Origin of the sequence: Acidithiobacillus sp. HP-2 (assembly GCF_015100155.1) — a bacterium.
Lineage (GTDB): Bacteria > Pseudomonadota > Gammaproteobacteria > Acidithiobacillales > Acidithiobacillaceae > Acidithiobacillus.
In genome coordinates, this window is sequence record NZ_JACKZA010000020.1 from 18,349 (window position 1) to 39,754 (window position 21,406).

24 protein-coding genes are annotated in these 21,406 nt (G+C 53.1%); 14 read left to right on the forward strand and 10 right to left on the reverse strand.

What is annotated here, in order from left to right; genetic code table 11:
- Positions 1 to 68 precede the first annotated feature (68 nt).
- The 5 genes from H7F11_RS14095 to H7F11_RS14115 are packed head-to-tail and all read left to right on the forward strand — an operon-like array spanning position 69 to position 6,455.
- A complete protein-coding gene (locus tag H7F11_RS14095; RefSeq protein ID WP_193658211.1) occupies positions 69 to 1,397 on the forward strand; it encodes a TolC family outer membrane protein in 1,329 nt (442 codons plus the stop codon).
- 26 nt (positions 1,398 to 1,423) lie between these two features.
- Positions 1,424 to 2,458, forward strand: coding sequence for an efflux RND transporter periplasmic adaptor subunit (locus H7F11_RS14100; protein ID WP_193651486.1), 1,035 nt, complete (start codon positions 1,424 to 1,426; stop codon positions 2,456 to 2,458).
- Between the two features lie 3 nt (positions 2,459 to 2,461).
- Positions 2,462 to 4,234: an ATP-binding cassette domain-containing protein gene (locus tag H7F11_RS14105; RefSeq protein ID WP_193651485.1), complete on the forward strand. Its 1,773-nt coding sequence runs from the start codon at positions 2,462 to 2,464 to the stop codon at positions 4,232 to 4,234.
- Positions 4,231 to 5,346, forward strand: a complete 1,116-nt coding sequence (locus H7F11_RS14110; protein ID WP_193651484.1) for an ABC transporter permease — start codon at positions 4,231 to 4,233, stop codon at positions 5,344 to 5,346. The genes H7F11_RS14105 and H7F11_RS14110 overlap by 4 nt, the downstream gene beginning before the upstream one ends.
- Positions 5,346 to 6,455, forward strand: a complete 1,110-nt coding sequence (locus tag H7F11_RS14115) for an ABC transporter permease (RefSeq protein ID WP_193651483.1) — start codon at positions 5,346 to 5,348, stop codon at positions 6,453 to 6,455. The genes H7F11_RS14110 and H7F11_RS14115 overlap by 1 nt, the downstream gene beginning before the upstream one ends.
- A gap of 42 nt (positions 6,456 to 6,497) precedes the next feature.
- Here the strand turns inward: H7F11_RS14115 and H7F11_RS14120 are convergent, their stop codons facing one another.
- Positions 6,498 to 7,139 carry an ATP-binding protein gene (locus tag H7F11_RS14120; RefSeq protein ID WP_227485524.1) on the reverse strand — a complete coding sequence of 214 codons (642 nt, stop codon included), beginning with the start codon at positions 7,137 to 7,139 and terminating at the stop codon, positions 6,498 to 6,500.
- A gap of 193 nt (positions 7,140 to 7,332) precedes the next feature.
- Here H7F11_RS14120 and H7F11_RS14125 point away from each other — a divergent pair, with 193 nt between their 5' ends.
- Together H7F11_RS14125 and H7F11_RS14130 are read left to right on the forward strand one after the other, a co-directional pair.
- Positions 7,333 to 7,566, forward strand: coding sequence for a type II toxin-antitoxin system VapB family antitoxin (locus H7F11_RS14125; RefSeq protein ID WP_319803377.1), 234 nt, complete (start codon positions 7,333 to 7,335; stop codon positions 7,564 to 7,566).
- A complete protein-coding gene (locus H7F11_RS14130) occupies positions 7,563 to 7,970 on the forward strand; it encodes a type II toxin-antitoxin system VapC family toxin (RefSeq protein ID WP_193651482.1) in 408 nt (135 codons plus the stop codon). The genes H7F11_RS14125 and H7F11_RS14130 overlap by 4 nt, the downstream gene beginning before the upstream one ends.
- 103 nt (positions 7,971 to 8,073) lie before the next feature.
- On the opposite strand, the gene H7F11_RS14135 is transcribed toward H7F11_RS14130, so the two are convergent.
- From H7F11_RS14135 to H7F11_RS14160, 6 genes are all read right to left on the reverse strand, one after another.
- Positions 8,074 to 8,517 carry a GNAT family N-acetyltransferase gene (locus H7F11_RS14135; RefSeq protein WP_319803397.1) on the reverse strand — a complete coding sequence of 148 codons (444 nt, stop codon included), beginning with the start codon at positions 8,515 to 8,517 and terminating at the stop codon, positions 8,074 to 8,076.
- Between the two features lie 142 nt (positions 8,518 to 8,659).
- A complete protein-coding gene (locus H7F11_RS14140) occupies positions 8,660 to 10,792 on the reverse strand; it encodes a beta strand repeat-containing protein (protein ID WP_193651481.1) in 2,133 nt (710 codons plus the stop codon).
- Positions 10,789 to 11,568, reverse strand: a complete 780-nt coding sequence (locus H7F11_RS14145; protein WP_193651480.1) for a prepilin-type N-terminal cleavage/methylation domain-containing protein — start codon at positions 11,566 to 11,568, stop codon at positions 10,789 to 10,791. The genes H7F11_RS14140 and H7F11_RS14145 overlap by 4 nt, the downstream gene beginning before the upstream one ends.
- The gene (locus H7F11_RS14150; RefSeq protein WP_193651479.1) at positions 11,565 to 12,059 is read right to left on the reverse strand and encodes a prepilin-type N-terminal cleavage/methylation domain-containing protein; all 495 of its coding nucleotides are present in this window, start codon (positions 12,057 to 12,059) and stop codon (positions 11,565 to 11,567) included. Before H7F11_RS14150 ends, H7F11_RS14145 begins: the two co-directional genes overlap by 4 nt.
- Positions 12,028 to 12,510, reverse strand: coding sequence for a prepilin-type N-terminal cleavage/methylation domain-containing protein (locus H7F11_RS14155; protein WP_193651478.1), 483 nt, complete (start codon positions 12,508 to 12,510; stop codon positions 12,028 to 12,030). Before H7F11_RS14155 ends, H7F11_RS14150 begins: the two co-directional genes overlap by 32 nt.
- Positions 12,500 to 13,753 (reverse strand): type II secretion system F family protein, encoded by a 1,254-nt coding sequence (locus tag H7F11_RS14160; RefSeq protein WP_193651477.1) that lies wholly within the window; start codon positions 13,751 to 13,753, stop codon positions 12,500 to 12,502. Before H7F11_RS14160 ends, H7F11_RS14155 begins: the two co-directional genes overlap by 11 nt.
- A gap of 915 nt (positions 13,754 to 14,668) precedes the next feature.
- Here H7F11_RS14160 and H7F11_RS14165 point away from each other — a divergent pair.
- The 4 genes from H7F11_RS14165 (at position 14,669) to H7F11_RS14185 (ending at position 15,937) form a co-directional block, all read left to right on the forward strand.
- Positions 14,669 to 14,824, forward strand: a complete 156-nt coding sequence (locus H7F11_RS14165) for a L,D-transpeptidase family protein (protein ID WP_193651476.1) — start codon at positions 14,669 to 14,671, stop codon at positions 14,822 to 14,824.
- A 353-nt stretch (positions 14,825 to 15,177) separates the two neighbouring features.
- On the forward strand, positions 15,178 to 15,264 hold the full coding sequence (locus tag H7F11_RS17320; protein ID WP_367182301.1) for a hypothetical protein: 87 nt from the start codon (positions 15,178 to 15,180) through the stop codon (positions 15,262 to 15,264).
- Positions 15,265 to 15,481: 217 nt separating this feature from the next.
- On the forward strand, positions 15,482 to 15,706 hold the full coding sequence (locus H7F11_RS14180) for a hypothetical protein (RefSeq protein ID WP_227485526.1): 225 nt from the start codon (positions 15,482 to 15,484) through the stop codon (positions 15,704 to 15,706).
- A 9-nt stretch (positions 15,707 to 15,715) separates the two neighbouring features.
- Positions 15,716 to 15,937 carry a hypothetical protein gene (locus tag H7F11_RS14185; protein WP_193651475.1) on the forward strand — a complete coding sequence of 74 codons (222 nt, stop codon included), beginning with the start codon at positions 15,716 to 15,718 and terminating at the stop codon, positions 15,935 to 15,937.
- Positions 15,938 to 16,122: 185 nt separating this feature from the next.
- On the opposite strand, the gene H7F11_RS14190 is transcribed toward H7F11_RS14185, so the two are convergent.
- Positions 16,123 to 16,899 carry an ADP-ribosylglycohydrolase family protein gene (locus H7F11_RS14190; protein ID WP_413773200.1) on the reverse strand — a complete coding sequence of 259 codons (777 nt, stop codon included), beginning with the start codon at positions 16,897 to 16,899 and terminating at the stop codon, positions 16,123 to 16,125.
- Positions 16,877 to 17,362 carry an ADP-ribosylglycohydrolase family protein gene (locus tag H7F11_RS16840; RefSeq protein ID WP_413773201.1) on the reverse strand — a complete coding sequence of 162 codons (486 nt, stop codon included), beginning with the start codon at positions 17,360 to 17,362 and terminating at the stop codon, positions 16,877 to 16,879. Before H7F11_RS16840 ends, H7F11_RS14190 begins: the two co-directional genes overlap by 23 nt.
- Before the next feature lie 518 nt (positions 17,363 to 17,880).
- Between H7F11_RS16840 and katG the strand changes: the two genes are divergently transcribed.
- The 3 genes from katG to H7F11_RS17325 all read left to right on the forward strand — a co-directional run bounded on the left by katG (position 17,881) and on the right by H7F11_RS17325 (position 20,887).
- Positions 17,881 to 20,067, forward strand: coding sequence for a catalase/peroxidase HPI (katG, locus tag H7F11_RS14195; RefSeq protein ID WP_193651474.1), 2,187 nt, complete (start codon positions 17,881 to 17,883; stop codon positions 20,065 to 20,067).
- Positions 20,068 to 20,230: 163 nt separating this feature from the next.
- Entirely contained in the window at positions 20,231 to 20,527 is a 297-nt protein-coding gene (locus tag H7F11_RS14205; protein WP_227485528.1) for an MBL fold metallo-hydrolase, read from the forward strand.
- 42 nt (positions 20,528 to 20,569) lie between these two features.
- Positions 20,570 to 20,887, forward strand: coding sequence for a hypothetical protein (locus tag H7F11_RS17325; protein WP_193651473.1), 318 nt, complete (start codon positions 20,570 to 20,572; stop codon positions 20,885 to 20,887).
- Positions 20,888 to 21,021: 134 nt separating this feature from the next.
- Here the strand turns inward: H7F11_RS17325 and H7F11_RS14215 are convergent.
- Positions 21,022 to 21,406, reverse strand: a 385-nt coding sequence (locus H7F11_RS14215; protein WP_193658209.1) for an IS30 family transposase, incomplete at its 5' end; no start/stop codon positions are given.

The following is a 21,406-nucleotide window of genomic DNA, read 5'->3' on the forward strand; positions in this document are numbered from 1 at the left end:
ATGAGCTCTTGACTACCGACCGATCGGTCGGTATTGTCTGGAATCTCCTTCAGGCTCAGGAAATGTTCATGCACGCCCATCGTTCTGCTTTGTCGTTGCTTGCCTCTGCGTTGCTGTTGAGCAGCAGTTCTGCCTGGGCAGAAAACCTGATTGACGCCTATCAGCAGGCCTACCATACCGACCCGGTACTGGCCCAGGCCCGCGCCGAACTGGCCGCACAAATGCAGGACAAGCCCCTGGCGCGTTCAGCCCTGCTGCCCCATGTGGGGGTTGGTGCAGCGGTGGGCTTCAATACCGCCGACATTACCGGCTTTGGCAATATCGACATTAATCGCGCCTATTTGTCCGACAGCTACAGCGTCAATATCACCCAATCCGTATTCAACGGCCAGGCCTGGACGGCGCTGAAACAGGCCGACTCACGGATTCAGGCCAGCGCTGCCGGCCTGACCTACACCGAACAGCAGCTCGCCCTGCAGGTCGCCAAGGCCTATTTCGGGGTACTGGAAGCCCAGGCCCAGGAACGGGTGGCGCAAAAGCAGAAATCACTGCTGGAAAGCATTTACCGGCAAACCCAAGCCACCCTGAAAATTGGCACTGGGGACATTATTGCTGTGCGTGAAGCCCAAGCCCGGGTTGATGCCGCTGAGGCGGATCTCATCAAAGCCAGCAACGGGGTGGCGATCGCCGGGAAACAGTTACAGCGCCTGACCCATCATCCCATCGGCGTGCTGGAACCTTTGGGCCATTATCGGGCCCTGGGGCCGCAACCTGATGATATGCAGAGCTGGGTGCACAGTGCTGTTCAGGATCAGCCGCTGATGCATCAGGCCCAGGCCCAGCTCCACACCGCCCAGCAGGAAGTCCAATACCATCAGCGCGCGCGCTGGCCGGTGGTCAACCTGCAGGGCGTAGCCCAGCATGCCCTCGGGAATCCCTTTCCGGGGCTGGTCATGAATCAGGCCGGCGTCAGCCTGAACTTGTCCGTCCCCCTGTATGAAGGTGGCAACATTTCCGCCTCCGTGCAAAAAGCCCAGGCGCAAACCGTAGCCAGTGTGGATCATGTCGCCAATGTGCGCGATGACGTCACCCTGAACACCCAAACCGCCTTTCTCAATCTGAAAAACAGTGTAGCGCAGCTCAAGGCCGCCAAAGAAACCGTAGACTCTGCCAAGCTATCCCTGGAAGGAACGCGCAAGGGTTATGAAGTAGGTACCCGCTCCATCATTGACCTGCTGCACACCGCCACCGACTACGTGCGTGCCGAGCAGGACTATAACGTCGCTTTCTACAACCAGGTGATTGCCCGGGTGCAGCTCAAGGCGGCTTCCGGACAAATCAATATGGCAGATTTGCAGGCTATCAATGCCTTGTTGGTTCAGAACGTAACCCCATAACTCATTAGCCGAGGAGTGTTTGATACATGGCTATCCAGAAAAAAAGGTTGGTGATTGTTGGCGTAATTGTGCTCGCTATTGCGGGTGCCATAGCTTATTGGCAAACCCGACCAGCTGCACCCAGCGATCAGGTAACCGTTTATGGTAACGTCGATATCCGTCAGGTGCAGGCAGCCTTTGATGATAATGGCCGGCTGCTCGATCTCCTGGTCCAGGAAGGCGATCGGGTCAAAAAAGGCCAGTTACTGGCAGAAATTGATCCAGTGCGCTTTCAGGATGCGGTAGATAAAGCCAGCGCTGCGGTTGCTGCGCAACAACAGGTATTGGCGCGCCTGCTGGCCGGTTCCCGCCCCGAAGAAATTGCCGAAGCTCGCGCCCAGGTTGCCGCTGCCCAGGCGACCATGATCAACGCCGAAAGCACCTGGAAACGCCAGGAGTCCCTTGCCGCCCAGCAATATGTTTCCCGACAAAGCGCCGATAACGCGGCGGCTGCCCTGAAGACGGCCCGCGCCAATGCCGAACATGCCCGACAGGCCCTGTCTCTGGCGATTAAAGGCCCGCGTAAGGAAGACATTGCGGCAGCACGGCAGATGTTGCAGGCTGACAAAGCGGCCTTATCTTTAGCGCAGCGCGAGCTGGTGGATACGCGCCTCTATGCGCCCGATACCGGCGTGGTCCAGGACCGCATTCTGGAGCCGGGCGATATGGTTTCTCCGCAGACGCCGGTGTTTACCCTGGCACTGGATAATCCGGTTTGGGTACGTGCCTACCTGCCGGAAAAAGCACTGGGTCAAGTTCGCCTGGGCATGAAAGCGAATATTCAAAGTGATTCTTTCCCCGGCAAAACCTTTTCCGGCTGGGTGGGTTTCATTTCACCCACTGCAGAATTTACGCCCAAGACCGTGCAAACCACCGAATTGCGCACTGAACTGGTCTACCGGGTACGGGTTTATGCCTGTAATCCCCAACATCAGCTGCGTCTCGGAATGCCCGTTACCGTGCATGTTTCCCTGCAAAACAATCCTCCGCAAAAATTGTCTGCACATCCCTGCGGAAACTGAGTCGTGAGCGAAGCCGCTACACCGCTGCATTTTGCCGATGTCAGTAAAAGCTTTGCCCGTGGCAAGGAGCGGGTGCAGGCTTTGGATACCTTAAATATCAGCCTGGAGGCCGGCACGATTACCGGGCTATTAGGGCCGGATGGTGCGGGCAAAACCACCTTGATGCGTCTGGCAACGGGACTGCTTTTGCCTGATAGCGGAACGGTTAGGGTTCTGGGTGCTGACACCCGCAGTCAGGTCAGCACGATTCAGAAACACATTGGCTACATGCCCCAGCGTTTTGGTCTGTATGAAGAACTCAGCGTACAGGAAAACCTGGATCTTTTTGCCGATTTACAAGGTTTGAATCGGGAGACGGCGCGGAGCCGCCAGCAGGAGTTGCTCAAGCTGACGGCGCTGGGTCCTTTTGGCGCCAGGGCTTCCGGAGCCCTGTCCGGCGGAATGAAACAGAAGCTGGGTCTGGCCTGTGCCCTGTTACGGGCGCCGCAATTGTTGCTGCTGGATGAACCAACCGTGGGCGTGGATCCCATTGCCCGCCGTGAACTCTGGGAAATCATTCAGGGCTTGCGCGAAAAAGGCCTGACCGTGTTGATGAGTACGGCCTATTTTGATGAGGCCGAACGCTGCGACGAAATCATTCTGTTACATCAGGGTAAATTGCTTAAAAAGAACACTCCGGCGGCATTCAGTGCGCCGCTGCAAGGCCGCTGTTTTCTGGTGAGCCTGCAGACGGCCAGCAAGCGGCATCTCCGCGAAACCCTGCAAGCCCGCCCGGGTATTCAGGATGCGCGTATTCTCGCCAATGGCGTGCGGGTGCTTTGCCGGACCACGACCCAGCCCGAAGCACGGGCTGGGGAGAACTGGCAAGCAGTGGCTCCGGCCTTTGAGGATGCTTTTGTGGATTTGCTGGGTGCTGCAATGTCCACGTCTGATACGCTGGTGACCAGCAATACGGTGGCGGCAGAACCTGCGCAGCAGGCTTCTTCGGTGCCACCCAGGGCGGAATCCACAGCGGAAACCGTCATTGAAGTGCACGATCTCTGCAAGTTTTTCGGGCATTTCGAAGCCGTCAAGGGGAATAGTTTCAGCGTTCAGAAAGGGCAGATATTTGGCCTGTTAGGGGCCAATGGTGCCGGGAAAAGTACGACTTTTCGTATGCTTTGCGGTCTGCTCCCCGCCTCATCGGGCACTTTGCGTGTAGCCGGGGTGGACATGCGCCACGCCAGCGCCCAGGCGCGGGCCCGCATCGGGTATGTCTCCCAGAAGTTTTCTCTTTACGGCAATCTCAGTTGTGACCAGAACCTGGCCTTTTTCTCGTCAGCCTATGGCTTGCGCGGGGCTGCGCGACGGCAGCGACTGGATTGGGCGCGGCGGGAGTTCCAGTTGCAAGACTATCGTGACGTCAATGTGGATGAGCTTCCACTGGGCATCAAACAACGCCTGGCTCTGGCTTGCGCCTTGTTGCACGAGCCCCCCATTCTCTTTCTGGACGAGCCCACTTCCGGTGTCGATCCCCTGGCCCGGCGGGAATTCTGGAAGCGGGTCAACGCGCTGGCAGAAGCCGGGGTAACGGTGATGATTACCACCCACTTTATGGATGAGGCCGAATATTGCGACAACCTGGTCCTGATGTCGCTCGGCGAAGTGCTGGCCCAGGGCAGTCCCGAGCAGGTGCGCGCCCAGGCCCGCAGTGAAGAACATCCTGACCCCAGCATGGAAGACGCATTCATCCTCCTGATTGAGCATCACGAAAGTCAAATCCGGAGATCCTCATGAATCTGCAGCGTCTGCGCGGTCTGATTCGCAAGGAGTTCATCCAGATTTTGCGGGACCCTTCGGCCATAGCCATTGCCTTTGTCCTGCCGGTGTTCCTGCTGTTTTTGTTTGGCTACGGTGTCTCGCTGGATGCCCGTCATATCCCCATTGCCGTTGTCGTGGACCAACCCACCGCAGAAACCAGCGCATTTGTGGGTGGGCTACAGCATTCACCGTATTTCACGCCGGAAATATACGGCAGTCTGCATCAGGCCCGAGAGGCAGTCATGGACCGCAAGGCCGACGGGATTGTCTGGTTGCGTGCCGATTTCAGCCGCCAGGTCATTCAGGGGAAAACGGCGTCCATTGGCGTGCTGGTCAACGGAGTGGATGCCAATAATGCCCGCATTATGGAAGGCTATATGCAGGGTGTCTGGCAAAACTGGCTGCAACAGCGCGCCCTCAATGCGGGCAAGCCGCTGATTATCCCCATCAATGCCGAACCACGCATCTGGTTCAATCCGGCCTTGCGCAGTCGCGATTTTCTGGTTCCCGGCCTGATTGCCGTCATCATGACACTCATTGGCGCCTTGCTGACCGCGCTGGTGGTGGCGCGGGAATGGGAACGTGGAACCATGGAAGCCTTGATGGCTACGCCGGTCACCATGGCCGAGATTCTGCTCGGTAAATTGATACCTTATTTCATCATGGGTATGGGCGGTCTGCTGTTGTCGGTGGCTCTGGCCGTCTGGCTTTTCGCTGTCCCGCTGGTGGGGAGTTTCTGGGTGTTGCTGGTCTGTTCGGCACTTTTTCTGCTGGCGGCGCTGGGTATGGGTCTGCTGATTTCCAGTGAGGCCCGCAACCAGTTTGTGGCCGGGCAGATTGCCATCATTGTCACCTTTTTACCGGCCTTCATTCTGTCCGGCTTCATTTTTGACATCCAGTCGATGCCCGCGCCTATCCGCCTGGTGACCCACATTGTCGCCGCCCGTTACTTTGTCAGTATCCTGCAGACGGTGTTTCTTGTCGGTGATGTGTGGTCCATCATTCTCTGGAATAGTCTGGCCTTGCTGTTGATGGCCCTGTTTTTTCTGGGGGTTACCTGGCGACGTTCGCGCAAGAGGTTAGACTGATGCTGGCACGCATATGGGCCTTGGTGATCAAGGAATTTCTTGCGCTCCTGCGCGATAAAAAAAGCCGTTTTGTACTGATCGGACCGCCGATTATCCAGCTGCTGGTGTTTGGATATGCCGCTACCTACGACCTGAGCCATATTCCCTATGCGGTTTATAACCAGGACAGCGGCTTTGCCTCCCGGCAATTATTGGGTGAGTTTCAGGGATCCACAGCCTTTAAGCAGGTTGCAACCATTGAAAACGAAGGGCAAATTGCTCCGCTCATCAATAATGAAAAAGTCTTGCTCGTCCTGAATATCGGCCCGCACTTTACCCGCGATTTGCTCATGCATCATCCCACGCCCTTGCAGGTGATCATCAATGGCCGAAACTCCAATACGGCCACCCTGGCCCTGAATTATGTCAATACGGTGTTGATGCACTTCGATGTACGCTGGGCGCAGGAACACCACTGGGGGAGGCCGCCGGCGCAACTGGTTGTGCGTTCGTGGTTTAACCCCAATCTGCTGTCGCGCTGGTTTATTGTGCCGGGTATTGTGGCACTGCTGGTGTTGGTGGTGACGCTGCTGGTCACCGGTTTGTCCGTAGCCCGGGAGCGGGAACAAGGGACCTTTGATCAATTGCTGGTGACGCCCATGCGTCCCGTGGAAATTTTGCTGGGTAAGGCCATACCCGGTTTTGTGATCGGTGCGCTGGAAGGACTGTTTATTGTGCTGGTGGCGGTGTTCTGGTTTCAGGTGCCCTTCGTCGGCAGCATTCTCGCGCTGATAGCTGGTTTGGCTTTGTTCCTGATGGCTGCAGTAGGCATCGGCCTGATGATTTCTTCCCTATCGGTCACTCAGCAGCAGGGCCTGCTGGGCGTGTTCATTTTTCTGGTGCCGGCCATCATTCTTTCGGGTTTCGCCACCCCCATTGCCAACATGCCCGAAGTGGTGCAATACCTGACCTATCTCAATCCCATGCGCTATTTTCTGGTGATTGTGCGCGGCGTTTTTCTGGAAGGGGACAACATCCCCATGCTCTGGCCCCAATACTGGCCCCTGGCCATTATCGCCCTGTGTTCCATGGCGGCAGCCTCATGGCTGTTCCGGCATCGGATGCAGTGATGCGCCCATTCTCTCAACACACTTCCCCGAAGAACAAAACCATTATGCTGAATGGTTCAGCAGGAAACGCCAAGCGGGGACTACGTCAATTTTACCTGAAAAGACGGGAATTTGTTCTTCCTCGTTACGCGTTACGATAATGCCTTGGGCTTGTTGAAGTTCGGACATGGCTTCGGCCAGTGCAGTGGTTTCCCGTTTACGGGTGTGCGGATCGGCCATTGATTCGCACACCTGAACAAGCATGTGGGACTGGCCTGTCCGACCGGTGATAAAATCCACCTCCCGGCCCATCCTGGTTTTGTAATAATAAATATCCGGCGTTAGCCGTCGAAACGCGGTAAACACCAGGTTTTCCAGCAGATGCCCCGAGTTGACTAAAATGCCGGAGCTGATTGACGTCACCAGGGCATGATCGACGCAGTAAATTTTCTTGGGGTTGGTGTTCACCCTGGCCAACGAAGCGTCAAAAATACGCACCGTGAACAGAATGAAGGCATCCTCGAACCATTCCAGATAATCGGCTACTGCGGATTTGGGTACCTTGTGCCCCAGGGATTTCAGATAACCGCTCAGATTGTTGATGGAATAGAGCGATCCGATGTTGTCCATCAACCAGTGTGCGAGATCAATGACAGCTTTGGGGTGGGCAATATCATGGCGCTCAACCAGATCACGGAACAGCATTGCGTTGAAATATTCCTGTCTACAAGCACTATGGCTTTATTGCCTGCCATGATCAACCCTACAAGCTGTATTTGCCGATGTGGCCCACAGTCAGGCTGAAATAACCAGCTTCATGTACATCCATGTATTTACATTGCTACCCAAACGGGCCAGAATCTAACCGGGCATGGGTAAAATGGAGGAGGGGGACCAAGTGATCACGAAAATTTTCAGAAACGGCAATTCGCAGGCTGTCCGCATCCCGGCGGAGTTGGCCTTCAAGGATTGGAAGATGGAGCTGGTCATAGAGCGTCACGGCGATGAACTGCGCATTCGCCCGGCGCAGCGGCGTATGGGTAACGTCCTTGAGAAATTTGCCAGGTTTTCTTCGGATTTTATGGCAACTGGACGTGGTGACAACCGGGAAGATGAACGCGAAGCATTATGAAGCCGAAATATATGCTCGACACCAACATTTGTATTTATCTGATGAAATGGCAACCACCATCGGTACGAAAAAAATTTGAAGCATGTTTTGTGGGGGATGTCGTTATTTCAGCTATTACGCTGGCTGAACTTGAATACGGCATCACCTGCTCGGCAGAAAATCAGCTTGCCAATCAGGCGGCTTTGGACGATCTGCTGCAGGATATTCCCGTCGCCACATTCGACTCGCGAGTCGCCCGCGCTTACGGACCGGTCAGATGGGCCACAAGAGAACACTCCCGTGACGCGCTCGATAAACTGATTGCTGCCCATGCTATTGCCTTAAACACTACCCTGATAACCAACAACGAGGCCGATTTTCGTGTGTTCCCCGGTCTGACTGTGGAAAATTGGGTGGATAATTGAGGCGCGGAAGATTTTTTTGAGTATGTCGATCGTATTCAAGAATCCAGTTATAAATATTTCCGGTTATTATCAAAACTAGAAAAAATTGTAACTGGATATACGGTTATAACCCAGCGAAGCGCCGCAGGTCCTTCAGAAGCAGGATAAGTTGCCGGTCGTTGTCTGGCGTCGGTGCAAATCCGAAACGGCGATAGAATGCATCAGCATCGGCGTCAAGGGGGTGCGTCAGTAAAGCCCGAATGCCCGCATGCCCGGCAATTGCAAGCGCCCGGTGGATAGCATCTTGCAATAGACTGAAGCCGATACCTTGTTTTTGATAATCAAGATCCACGGCAAGGCGTGCAAGAATGACTAGCGGGATCGGGTACTGACCCATTCCCCGACGAATGCGCTCGGGTGCATCGAGTGTATCGATTTGACCCACCGTCAGGCTGAAATAACCGACAACACGAGTTTCATCGCAGGCAACGAAGGTTCTCGCCGAGCCGCTACCTTGCGCCTGGCGGAGTGGCGCAACAGCCAGTCGGTGAGGCCGGGTTTTCCGCAGTCAAAATCTTCCAGCCGATGTTGCACATCGAGTGGCTGCGGCGCGGACAAGCTCATTTTTTGGCCTACACCGATGTCTGCATTTATCTACCACCCAATGCGTAATTGAATTGCCAGAGTGTTCAGAAGGGCTTGATATTACATCACTCCCAATACAGCGATTTTAGCATCAAGGAAGTACCCGAGGACGTCGATGCTGGAGCTGTATTGCTCCATGTGACTGGGACTGTTGGGGTGAATGTTGAGGGCAGATTTTGTACATTGATGGTAGTACTGGCACCAAATGAGTTTGTCCCACCGGCCATACCCGCTGATGTTAAGTATCCAAAAATTGTTGTACTGCCACTGGTGTTGATGACGTCTCCGGCAATCACGTCGCCGTATATGGCATTGCTGGACCCAAGGGTTATATCTCCACCAGCCAGTAAAGCGATATTCCCTATGGACGCAGGATTGAAAGTCGATGTGGAAGACGTACCGCAAAAGTTGGAAGGATTGATGGTGGTTGCCCCAATGCCTAGAATTCCACCTGTACTATACCCTGTATTTGAGCATACATTTTGTGGAGGCGTAGTGCCGCCCGCATAGTTGACAGCATAAACTTGGCTACTACCGGCTGTGGTTATATTTCCGGTTGCAATGATACTGTTGTAATAGGTTCCATCAGCGACCTTAACGTTGCCCGAAAACCACAATACTCCGGGGGCAATGTCTGATGTTGATCCGCTATTCCCTGCAAGTGTCCACGTTCCGTTGTTATAAGTAATATCGGGATTATAGTCACTGTAACCGGAGCCTATTTTATAAAGTGGCGATGGAAATGAAGATGAATTACTGGTAACCAAATAATCGTTGTACGTGCTATTGCTAGGGCCGTCATAAAGATAATAGGTACCACTGGGGATACCATTGACGTTCTGCACGACTACCGTGGCGATTATCCCAGCAGCTGAACCGCTTGGTGGTAGCGTGAAAGCATAATTGGCAAGGCTCTTCATGGCGGCAGCGTTCACTGTTGGTGACGATAGGGTTGCGGCGGTTAGTGGAGTTATGGGAACTTGCAACCCCGGTGTGTGGGTGAGATTTACGTTATGATTCGAACTGGGAAATGTAATAAGCCCGCCAGCATTACCACTTGCTGCTGAACCATTACTGGACTCACTATAATCACCTTGAACATTAGCTATCCCTACCGTGGCATTGGTAGCAGATACGTTAGCCTGGGTAGATAGATTGCTTACCGCTGTTCCAGATTGCAACGTTACATCACCAATAGACGTTATCGTGCTCACTTTTGAACTGGAGTTGAGCGTCGTGGTACCGTTTGTCTGAATGATCTGGGCATTCACGCTACCACCGATGGTCACGTTCTGGAGCGATTTGAGAGAGCCATAATTGCCAGAACCCGTGATGGTTATGCTTTGATCAGAGAAAAGATTTCCCGCACCGCTGCTTCCACTCAAGTTCATGGATTTCGTAGATATGATCGTGTTGAAACCAGTAAAGCTACCGGAACTTGTCAAGTTTCCACTGGTTGAAAGACTACTGTTTGATCCACCAATGAGATTTATATTTCCACCGAATGTAGTATCCCCGTTTAAGTTTACAGGAATGTTTCCCTGAGCACTCCCCGCCCCACTGCCAGGAGATGCCACCCCAAGCACCGCAACTGCAGTCGCACGCGCGTGTCCGCTGGCACCCTGGGATACGATGGTAATCAAGCCCGGGGCTGATGCCGTAGGGGGATTGCTAAGAGAGCCTGCGGGCGTAAAAGTATTACTGAGCACGTATGCGCTGACAGTGGCTCCAAGAAAAGGCGCCGTATTACTCAGTGTGGCTTGTGCCGTTGTCCCAGGGTGCATGTAGACTGCCACGCCACCATTGCCACCGTTGGGTATCGGAGTGCTGGTTCCGACATTGCCGAGCATCCCGGAAACTAATCCTGTTGCAACGTTGCAGATAGGGCTTAAAATACTACCCAGAAGTCCCCCGCCTTGGGAACAGGTTGATGAGCCATTGCTGGCATCGTTAGCGTGTTGATAAATACCGTTAGCATATTGTGTCAATGCAGAAACCCCTACCAGTGCGGCGACACGGGCCTGATTATCATTGGTCATCTGGTATGCGCTGGTCAGGGCTGTTTTCGTGGTGGATAAGGTACTCCAGGCAATAAAGCCCAATAAGATTGCCAGAACAATCACACTGAGCAATAAAACTGCTCCAGACTCGCCGTTGCTGACAGGTATATTATCTTGCAATCTGGCTTTATGATTCATTGGGGTACGCATACACTCACCATTGTCTGGGAAAGTCCACGGGCCGCTGCCTTTACGGCAATCAGGGCATTAGCTGCATTATCAGGAAACCCAAGACCCATACATGTAGTGTTACTGACGGGACCAGAAAAAGACCAGCCATTACCCACCGGGTAATCTGTAATGGCTGAGGCAGATCCGTTGCCGGTACAGGCAGTACCACCCTTCACTGCGTAGAGCATGATGCTCCCGGTAATTGTCAGCGTTCCGGTACAGGCGACGGGTACCCCGCTATTATTCGCATACCAGCCAAAAGTTGCAGAGTCTGGACTGACGTTTAGTCCGGTAATGGAAGGTATGGTACTGCTGGTAGTAGCGGTATTGCCATTAGTACTGCTGGGCTGGCCCAAAAGCAGGGTATCCAGAAAGTTCGTAACATCGCTATAAATACCGCTAATCGAACCGGAATTGCAGGTTCCGAACAACAGATTGCCGATGAGACCGAGCAGATTGAAAGGTTGTACCGGGGTTGAAGAAGGTACTGATGCCGCTGAAAAAGTGATGGCATCGACATTCCCGGCGTTGGCCAAAGTCGTGTTCAGGGCGGCTTTCATGATCTCGGTCTGAATAACGCGTTGGGTCAGATAGTGGGCTGTGATCTGATTCTGGTAGGCGGCGGACATGGTGGTGAAAACGCCCACACTGAGAATGGCCGCAATAGCCATGGCAATGAGGATTTCGATTAAAGACAGGCCCGCTTCCAGAGGATGGGCAGCGGCGTGGATGGGCTTATTCACGGCAACCACCAGGCGAGATTGTTTTGTGGCGAATTTTGTGATGAAGATGGCTGTTGGATAGCCTGCAGTTGCACCGTAATGGTTGAGGGGGGCGGCGTTGCCCCTGTTCCTGGCGTATAGCTGCCTCCCGTCAGGAATCGGACCAGAGTATTCACCGCAGTCCCTGCCCAACCGATCAACCCGCCGCTGCAACTGGTTGATTGCGTCGGAGGAGGAACGGTAATACTGACTGATACAGTGGTTGTTGTGACGCCCTGAATCTGAGAGGAAACAGTCGCTGCACTGATATTAGCATTAGAACTGTTTGTCATCCCGTATTGCTGGGTATTGAGTACCTGTTCTGCCGTGATGATTTGCTGATTGGAGCGTACCAGAATGGCGGCAATACCCACCGCTGCAATGACAAATATGGCAGCAGCAATCATGACCTCGGTGAGGCTGAAGCCCTGTTCGTGACTATTATTCAAAGGAAACTGTCTCGCCAGTGGCATTGCGTATGCTCCAGTTCAAAGGAGGGGTCGTATTAACTGCCTGCGGCAGGATGGAACATGCCGGTGTCGTAACGGGAATCCCTTTGGGATTGAATGATAAGCAGCTCAACACCCGGTTGTTCAGATACAGTGTGTTTCCCGACGGCAAGTGATAAGTCTGATAATACCGATCGCTGCCCAAAGCGCTGATCGTCAGTGTTGTCGCGCTGTTGCCCGCAGAAGGTGTCACGGTCAGATTGGCACCTTCGTCGGTCAGTGCTGTTACATATAATTGGGCAATAGCCGCTTTGCTATTGGCAAGTGCCGTACCTTGTTGGGCTTGAGAAACCTGATAACCATAAAACGGGATCGCAATGCCGGCCAGAATGCCGATGATGGCGAGGAGTACGACTAATTCCACCAGGGTCATACCCCGTTGACGGAGAGTCTGAGCCCAACGTTCACCCCCCATGCGTCACCACCGCGCCCATCTTGAAGATCGGCATGTACATGGCAATGACCAGGGTACCGACAATGACACCCAGGACCACCATGATCATGGGCTCCATGAGGGTGGAGAGGCGATTCACGGATTCTTCCACATCGTTTTCGTAAAAGTCAGCGACTTTGCCGGACATGGTTTCAATGGCACCAGCTTCTTCGCCAATGGACAGCATTTGCGTGGCCATGATGGGAAATACGCCATCGGTTTTGAGGCGGGTGCTGATGCGGCCACCGGCGGCGACGTCATTGCGGGACCGTAATACGCTTTTTTCGATGATGATATTGCCGGAAACTTTCGAGAGGGTTTCCAGTGCTTCAAGAATGGGCACGCCCGCCGCCTGCATGGTGGACAGGGTGCGCATAAAACGGGCGACGGCTCCTTTCAACAAAATATCACCGAGCACCGGAATTTTCAGGGAAAACCGGTCAATAACGGTTTTGAAAGGCAGGCTGCGCTTATAGGCAAAAATGAATAACCACACAGCAGCAATGGGCAGAAATACGACAATATACCAATGAGTTTTCATCCAGTTGGAAATGTTGATGACAATCTGGGTGAGCAGGGGCAGGGTGGCTCCAAAGCTGCTGAATAGTTGCGAAAACACCGGAATTACGAAAATCATCAAAATCACCACCACCACCAGCATCACGGTAATGATGGCTGCTGGATAAAACATGGCGGACTTGACCTTTTTGTTGAGGGCCAGGGTTTTTTCGCGGTATTCGGCCAGACGCAGCAGGATGGTGTCGAGAATACCGCCCTGTTCACCGGCGGCAATCAAGGACACAAACAGTCGATCAAAATACTTGGGGAAATGCGCCATGGACTGAGAAAGTGATTCACCTTCCTTGAGATGCTTAAGGATACCCTTAAGGAGTTTTTTCATGGCTGCACCCTGGGTGGCGCTAATCAGCAGTTCAAAAGCCTGTACGAGCGGAACTCCGGCGTTGATCATGGTGGAAAGCTGGCGGACCATGACAACCAGTTGGGCTTCCTTGACCCCCCTTTCGCCGAACAACGGTTGGGGGATCTTGCGGATAGTGACCGGTACCAGACCTTGCTTCCGCAGGGAAGCCCGCACCACATTTACACTGGCAGCGTTCATTTCGCCTTTTTTCTTGTCCTTGCTGCCGGGCAGGGTGGCTTCCCAGACGAAGTCGTAGGTCTTCGCCTCTTTCACCGCCGCTTTTTTTCCTAGTGCTGTTGCCATCTGTTCACCTCGTCCATCTCCATCATTCTTCCCAATTAGCACATACCCATTATTTTGCAAGGAGCGAGACACCCTGAAATTCAAGGCTCCTTCAGATTAGATATAAAAAGGCCATCCGCTCTCCGTCAAGGAATTATATTGGATCAGTACCGTTTGTAATGACGAGACTCCCAATAGGATCCGGAATGTTTCAATGGAAACTTTATGAAAACTTGCACCAGTAACCTTGGCCTACTACTTTTAAAGTGCAGGCTTGGGTCGTGGGCTTCGGTTTCGCATAAAGATTAATATGGCTTGAATATTCAGCACGATATGCTGTACCAATGATGTTGGTAATATCTGGTTTTTCTAAATAACCAAGGAGTAATCGCCATGGTATCGAAAAAATCCTATTTCAGCTTATCACTCATGGTGGCGGCGTCTCTGGGTTTGGTTTCAGCTTGGGTTGGCTAAGGTATCTGGGCACCAGGAGAAAGTGCGGAACATGGTGGGCCGTGACACCCACTGTCAAGCCTTTGAGTACAGCAAGTACTCAGCCAGCGCCTCATAAAAGCACCGGTTGGTAATGTGTGCTGTCCATTGGTGCCGATGAGGCATAATGGTTTCCTGAGGTCGGGCCACAGCCCCTCCGCTGGTGTACAGGGGTAGAGGGAGGCTTTGTGTCTTCACCCAATCTGCGCAGGTTCCCTATCGGTGTGAGGCGATGATTGCGGAGTGTGTTCATGCATGGTGCAGATGTACCGATTGAAAGGTGCATGGGCTACCCTGGTCCAACCAAAGCAGTGACTGGTTTGATCAGGGCAACCGCCATCGTCTTTATGCGGCTATCCTTGCTGCTTATCGGCACAGAAAAGACGCACCCCAGCCTTTTGTTTGGGTTTTTGTACGTAAAACTACGCCAGAAACTTTGTCCATGTGAATTATTTCTGGGATGGTCGGGCAGTACACTATTTCCCCCGTCTGGCGTATGGATTTCGGCAAAGCAATGGTTGTGTGGAGTTGCCATTAAAAGCAGCACAACGGGCCTATGGGTTAATACATATCGGTACGCCAGTGACGGTGATGCCATGATCCGTTGGATGCGACTCAGCCAGTATGTACCCTGGTGTTTGTTGGCTATTGTGGTGCTTGTTTATTGTGGCCCTGTCTCCGGTGTTGGTGTTTTATCTCTGGCCAGTTGCGATGGGCGGCCAGTTTGTCGGAATAAAAAGGCTATCGGAGGTGGCCGTTAATGCTGCCTAAGAATGGGCACCATCTGGTCAATTGGCTGGAGTCAATGGGCATCTTGTTTATCCTATTTGCGCCCCGGCGGATGCCACCTTTACTTATTCATAAAATGGGCGCGGAAGTCATTTCCCCCGGGCAATCGCCGCTGCTCTTAAATATGTTGGAAAAACTGGTCGAGCGCTCTGGATTGGATCACTTTGCACGGCCTGCGTCAGGTTCAAGGGGAATGGAGTCTGGTCTGCCTGGCGTGGAACATAAAACGCATGGTCGCATTGCGTATGTAGGGCAGGAAAATGCAGATAAAACACAAAAAACAGGGTAATAATGACCGAAACAGGCTCAAAATGATCATTTTCAAAAAATCGAGGCGAAATCTGGCGGTAGTCCGAAGTTAAAGTCGGTGGGCTGCTGGATCAAAATACACCGCCGCAAATCTAAGCAAATTTTGACAAGTATCTCCTCATCTACTAAACCTAAGGGTGAAGCTTGGATTTCCGTAGCATGATTATTCACTACAAAGAGGAGAACCTCATGGAGCTCGTCCACAAGGATGGCCAAGGCATCACAATTCGTTTTGACAAAAAGGATCTGTCGAAAATTGTTGAACCCCTCGTTAAAAATGCCGAAAGTTTTGCCAAAGATACTCTGGACATGGCTTACCTGCTAGCCGAACAAGACTATCGGATCGACGATCACTTCCAGCAGCCCCCGCACGCTTTTGAATAGGAGGATTCCATGCAGATTCGTGAAGAACAGGAACACAGTGTGGAGTTGGTTCTAAGCGCCAATGAGGCAGAGCATATTGCCCGGAATATTCAGGACAATGCCAAACTGGCAGGGACAGCAGCAGTAGCCTTGGCCGATTTTTTGCAACAAGAGGGTTTCGGTGGTGACAGGCTCCCTAAGGAGAGCTTGCGTCATGAATGGAAAAATCCGGACGATATGAGCCTGAGTTAACACGTTGGCCATTTCTGAGCCATACGCATGAGCATCTGTCGTATTGGTGGTGAAGCGGTTGGGTAATGATACGGGCGTCTGGGTCCTGCCTCCGGGATCGTTTATGAGGCTTGTCATGGTGACGGGCGGGAGCGTTATGGTTCTTTCAAAGGTGGGGAGCATCATGGCCGCCACTTTAAGGTGGCTTATAATCCGAGCTGCGTAGATTCGTATGCCATATTGGAAAAGTTAAAGGAGCTTGGCGTTGAGGCGCGAATGATCGGACTGTAGCTTTGACTGCGAGTGCTGGCATCGGTTTTCGGAAAATAATTGGAGAGGGGAGGGGTGTCATGGCCACTGCAGAACTCAATGCTCATGAAGTTAATATAGCCTGTCATGCCGCGCTCATCGGCAATGCTCCTGTTGCAGCAAGGAATGCTGATCAGGAACACGACGCTAAACGGGTGCGTTTGAGAAGACTGACGAACTTGCTGAGCGCCCACGAGTGCTCCTGTCAGCATCGCACGGGACATGTTTTGTCCGCCCCCATTGATGGCGTGCAATACAGCGGATTCATAATCTTCCCGGAAGCGGCTGGCCAGGTAGTAAGCGGCTGGAAGTTGGTGATATATGGCACAGGGCATGCCATATACCAGACTCACCTTCCAGGCGGGTTCAATGATGATGTCGGGATCTGCGGCGGCCAATGCGGCATAACCTGCCGTGAGCAATGCATCGGGGGATGAAAACTGACCGGCCTGTATCTTTTCGGCGCCTTGCGGTGGGTGCAGATGGCCCTGAGTTACCTGATGAAATGGTAATACGCCACTGCTTACTTGCGCCATAAGTCTGGCGCCCATTTGCGGCGTCAAGGAAACACCAGAGATCAACTGACTCAAAACGGCGTTGAATGCAATGCTCATGGCGACGATGGCCGGATCGCGCTGGGTCAGGATGATGTTACTGCACGCCGCTTCTGCCATTTTTTTTTGGCTGCAGGGCAAAAAAAGCAGCAATAGCAATGGCGCGCTCGGCACCTTCCGTCGTGTCTGCGTCACCGGCACATGTTCCCCATGGGCGTTTTTCCGACACCCGCTTCCGCCAGGCTTCCCGAATGGATTGGTTAGTGTAGCCTCCCGGTCCCTGCATGGGTGTACCGTCCAATTGGGGAAACAGTTCCGTATCCAGTCGATGCGTAAAATCGTCCTCCTCATAACCCGCGCAGTGGATTAACGATTGCATCAGCATGACCAGTAGGAGCCCAGTTTGGGAAAGGTCACCGGCACGCAGGCCACCATGATAACGGCCAGGGCGTGGCGTCAGATAATCCGTAATCCAGGGGCCGCATTCCTGCCGTAGTTCGGCAAGGTCGTAGTACCAATGACAGCCCAAAGCCAGCGCATCGCCAATCAGTGCGCCCATCAACGCTCCTGCTACGCGTTGCACGCTTCATCTCCTTTTTCGTCCCGAAATCCGATGGATATATGTGTACCGTCGCACAATAGCTTGTTGCTGCTATGGCCGCACCGTCACAGCGCGTACCGCTCCTGAGAGGGGTATGTCCGGCTGTGCTTCCACTTTGTCGATTCACCCGCCTCGTTGGTTCCGATAATTTCCTGGCTGAGGGGAACCTTTCCCGAGACAACATATGGGCCATCCTTGGTGATTTGGACCTGAGGTCCCCTAGCTTTTACCGGGTTCATTTTGGCGCCTTCAATGGGTTGAAAAATCCTGATGGGTGGACGAGCACTACCATACTGACCTCTGCAAATCTACGCCCCATAACTTTAGCTCACGGGAGTGCTGTTCGAAATTTTCCGGGTGCTTGACAATGTATTATATCGTGTCTAAGTTTTGATAGATGGTATAAATATATTTAGTATATCAAGAATGACTACTACAACAGAATTGTTATTGCCCGAGGAAATCCATTCTGCTCGGGTTCCATTGAGGGAGGATGCATCATGTCAACAGAAAAGAAATGCCCGTTTCATAAAACCGCTGCTGCGGGGGAAGTGCAGTCCAATCGTGATTGGTGGCCAGAACGTCTTAATGTGGGTCTACTCCGCCAAAACTCATCATTGTCAGATCCACTGGATGCAGATTTTGACTACGTCAAAACCTTCAAGGAGTTGGACTTTGATGCGGTAAAAGCAGATCTCCGCACATTGATGACGGATTCTCAGGAATGGTGGCCAGCCGATTTTGGAAACTATGGACCTTTGTTGATACGGATGGCGTGGCATGCTGCCGGGACGTATCGCACGGGTGATGGTCGCGGTGGTGCGGGCGCAGCTCAGCAACGCTTTGCACCGATCAACAGTTGGCCGGATAACGTAATTCTGGATAAGGCACGGCGTTTGATCTGGCCGATCAAACAGAAATATGGTCAGAGCATCTCTTGGGGGGACCTGATGGTCCTTGCCGGAAATGTGGCATTGGAGTCGATGGGCTTCAAGACCTTCGGCTTCGGCGGGGGGCGCAGGGATGTCTGGGAACCCGATGAATCTGTTTATTGGGGATCGGAAAAGACCTGGCTGAGTGATGCTAACCGCTATTCCGGTAAGCATGACCTTGAAAATCCCCTGGCAGCCGTGCAGATGGGTCTGATTTATGTGAATCCGGAGGGTCCCGGAGGAAATCCCGATCCTCTCGCCGCTGCTGTGGATATTCGGGAATCTTTCGTCCGCATGGCGATGAATGATGAAGAAACCGTGGCCTTGATTGCTGGAGGCCATACCTTCGGGAAAACCCATGGAGCGGGTCCGGCAACGCATGTCGGTCCCGAGCCGGAGGCTGCGCCCATGGAAGATCAGGGCTTGGGTTGGAAAAGTAGCTTCCGAAGCGGCAAGGGCGGTGACACAATCGGGAGTGGTCTGGAAGTCACCTGGACCAAAACGCCGACACAGTGGGATAACACTTTTTTTGAAACCCTGTTCGGATATGAGTGGGAACTCACCAAAAGCCCGGCAGGTGCAAACCAGTGGGTGGCCAAAGATGCGCCCCATAATGTTCCCGATGCCCACGATCCTTCCAAACATCATCGTCCGACCATGCTTACGACTGATCTGGCACTGCGCTTTGATCCGGTGTACGAGAAAATTGCACGGCATTTTTACACCCATCCGGATGCATTTGAAGACGCTTTTGCCCGAGCCTGGTTTAAGTTGACCCATCGGGACATGGGTCCCAAAACCCGATATTTGGGCAAGGAAGTGCCGGTGGAGGATTTGATTTGGCAGGATCCCATACCGAAAAGGCATCATCCGCTTATCAATGAGCAGGATGTGGCTTCCCTCAAGGTCAAAATTCTGGATGCGGGTTTAACTGTTTCGGAGCTGGTTGCCACCAGCTGGGCATCGGCCTCGACTTTTCGGGGGTCGGACAAGCGGGGTGGCGCCAATGGTGCGCGTATCCGTTTGGCGCCCCAGAAGGATTGGGAGGTCAATCAGCCCCGGCAATTGATAGAGGTATTGCAGACACTGGAAAGCATTCGCGCTGATTTCAATGGGAAACAAAAAGGGGAAAAGCGAGTTTCTCTGGCAGATATCATCGTTCTTGGGGGTTGTGCGGCGATTGAAGCAGCAGCCAGAAAGGGCGGCCACTATATCACGGTGCCTTTCAGTGCCGGGCGTATGGATGCGACTCAAGACCAGACGGATATAGCCTCCTTCGCACATCTGGAGCCGGTAGCCGATGGCTTTCGCAATTACCGTAGCGCTCGGGCTGCAGATATCCGTGCTGAGGTGCTGCTGGTCGACAAGGCGCAGTTACTGAAGCTGACGGCCCCGGAAATGACGGTGTTGATTGGCGGCTTGCGGGTATTGGGAGCCAACTATGCGCAGTCCAACGAAGGGGTATTTACGGATCGGCCCGGGGTTCTCAGTAATGACTTCTTCATCAATCTGCTGGATATGGCTACGGAGTGGAAAGCTGACTCGGAGGTGAAAAACAACTTTTCTGGTTATGACCGTAAAACCGGGGAGAAAAAGTGGAAGGCGACCCGGGTGGATCTGATTTTTGGTTCAAATTCCGAGTTGAGGGCAGTGGCCGAGGTGTATGCCAGTGCTGACGGGCAAGCCAAGTTTGTACGGGATTTTGTGGCAGCTTGGGCCAAGGTGATGAATCTGGATCGGTTTGATCTGGCTTGATAATGTTCTCCGATGTCCTTGACTTCTGGTTTCACGAGATCACGCCAGCGCAGTGGTGGGCTGCCGATCCGGCATTCGACGCGCTGATCCGCAGCCGCTTCGGCGCCCCGCCGCTCTGGTCTCATCGTATTATTCGATGTTCATCACGAAGGAGTGCAACCCAATGATTTTCCGTCAGCTCTTCGAAGCAGAATCCGCCACCTACACCTATCTCTTCGGTTGTACCCAGACCGGGCAGGCAGTGCTCCTCGATCCGGTGCTGGAGACTGTAGAGAGGGATCTGCAAGTCCTACATGATCTCGGGCTACGCCTGAGTTATACCCTGGAGACACATATCCATGCCGACCATGTGAGCAGCGCCCGCAAGCTCACAAGGCCCGTGTCGGCAGCCGGATTGCAGGGCCGGTCATGGATGCCTTGCCCTGCACCGATTTCGGAGTGGCCGAAGAGCGGCCTTTGAGCCTGGGTTCGTTTCCTCGCAGCCTGTGGAGCTGGTGCAGGTATGGGGGCTGTTTATAATGTCCCTCTCGGTGGCGCTCTTTTAGCGTTGGAGGTCTTTCTGGGTTCGGTGACTTTACCTCTTCTGCTGCCTGCAATTACTGCCACCCAGTCCACATACACACTTCCGATTTATACGTTTAATATAGGGGAACTGTGCTGGCCGCTCTTATTTGGGCTATTAGCCGGGGTTATGTCTGTGATCTGGCCTGGAGTTTCTATTGGAAGTTACGCGGTTATCGGTGCGGGTGTTTTGCTCGCCGCTACGATGCCCCGCACAATTTCTATGTGGTTGATCATAGTGGTCAACATGCAGGTGTGATTTTTTCGAAAAATCTATGGACAGTTGACTTACTGACGCGTACTTTGAATGTCGCAGCTACCGATGATTTGAAAGCACCAAATTGCCGCTATTCGATCTGATCAGTGCCGTAAAGAGGTCATAAATCGGCGGTTTCAAGTTTGAAGTGCAACACCGCTGTTTAACTGCCTGATTTGCTGTGCCATCACTTCGGCTGGTGTTCGGAATCCCAAGGACTTCCTGGGCCGATTATTGAGTTCCTCCGCTACCTGAGTCAAACGCCGTTGTGAATATTCGGATAAGTCCGTGCCCTTGGGGAAATACTGACGCAGTAGGCCATTCGTATTTTCATTGGTCGGACGCTGCCAGGGGCTATGTGGGTCAGCAAAATAAACACGTATGCCCGTATTTCGCTCCAGTTCCTGATGCCGAGCCATTTCGCGGCCCTGATCATAGGTAAGCGTTCGCCGGAAGCTCTTGGGCAGCGTTCGCAAACGCCGCGTAAAGCTTTCCAGGATCGCCTCTGCCGTAGCATCCTCC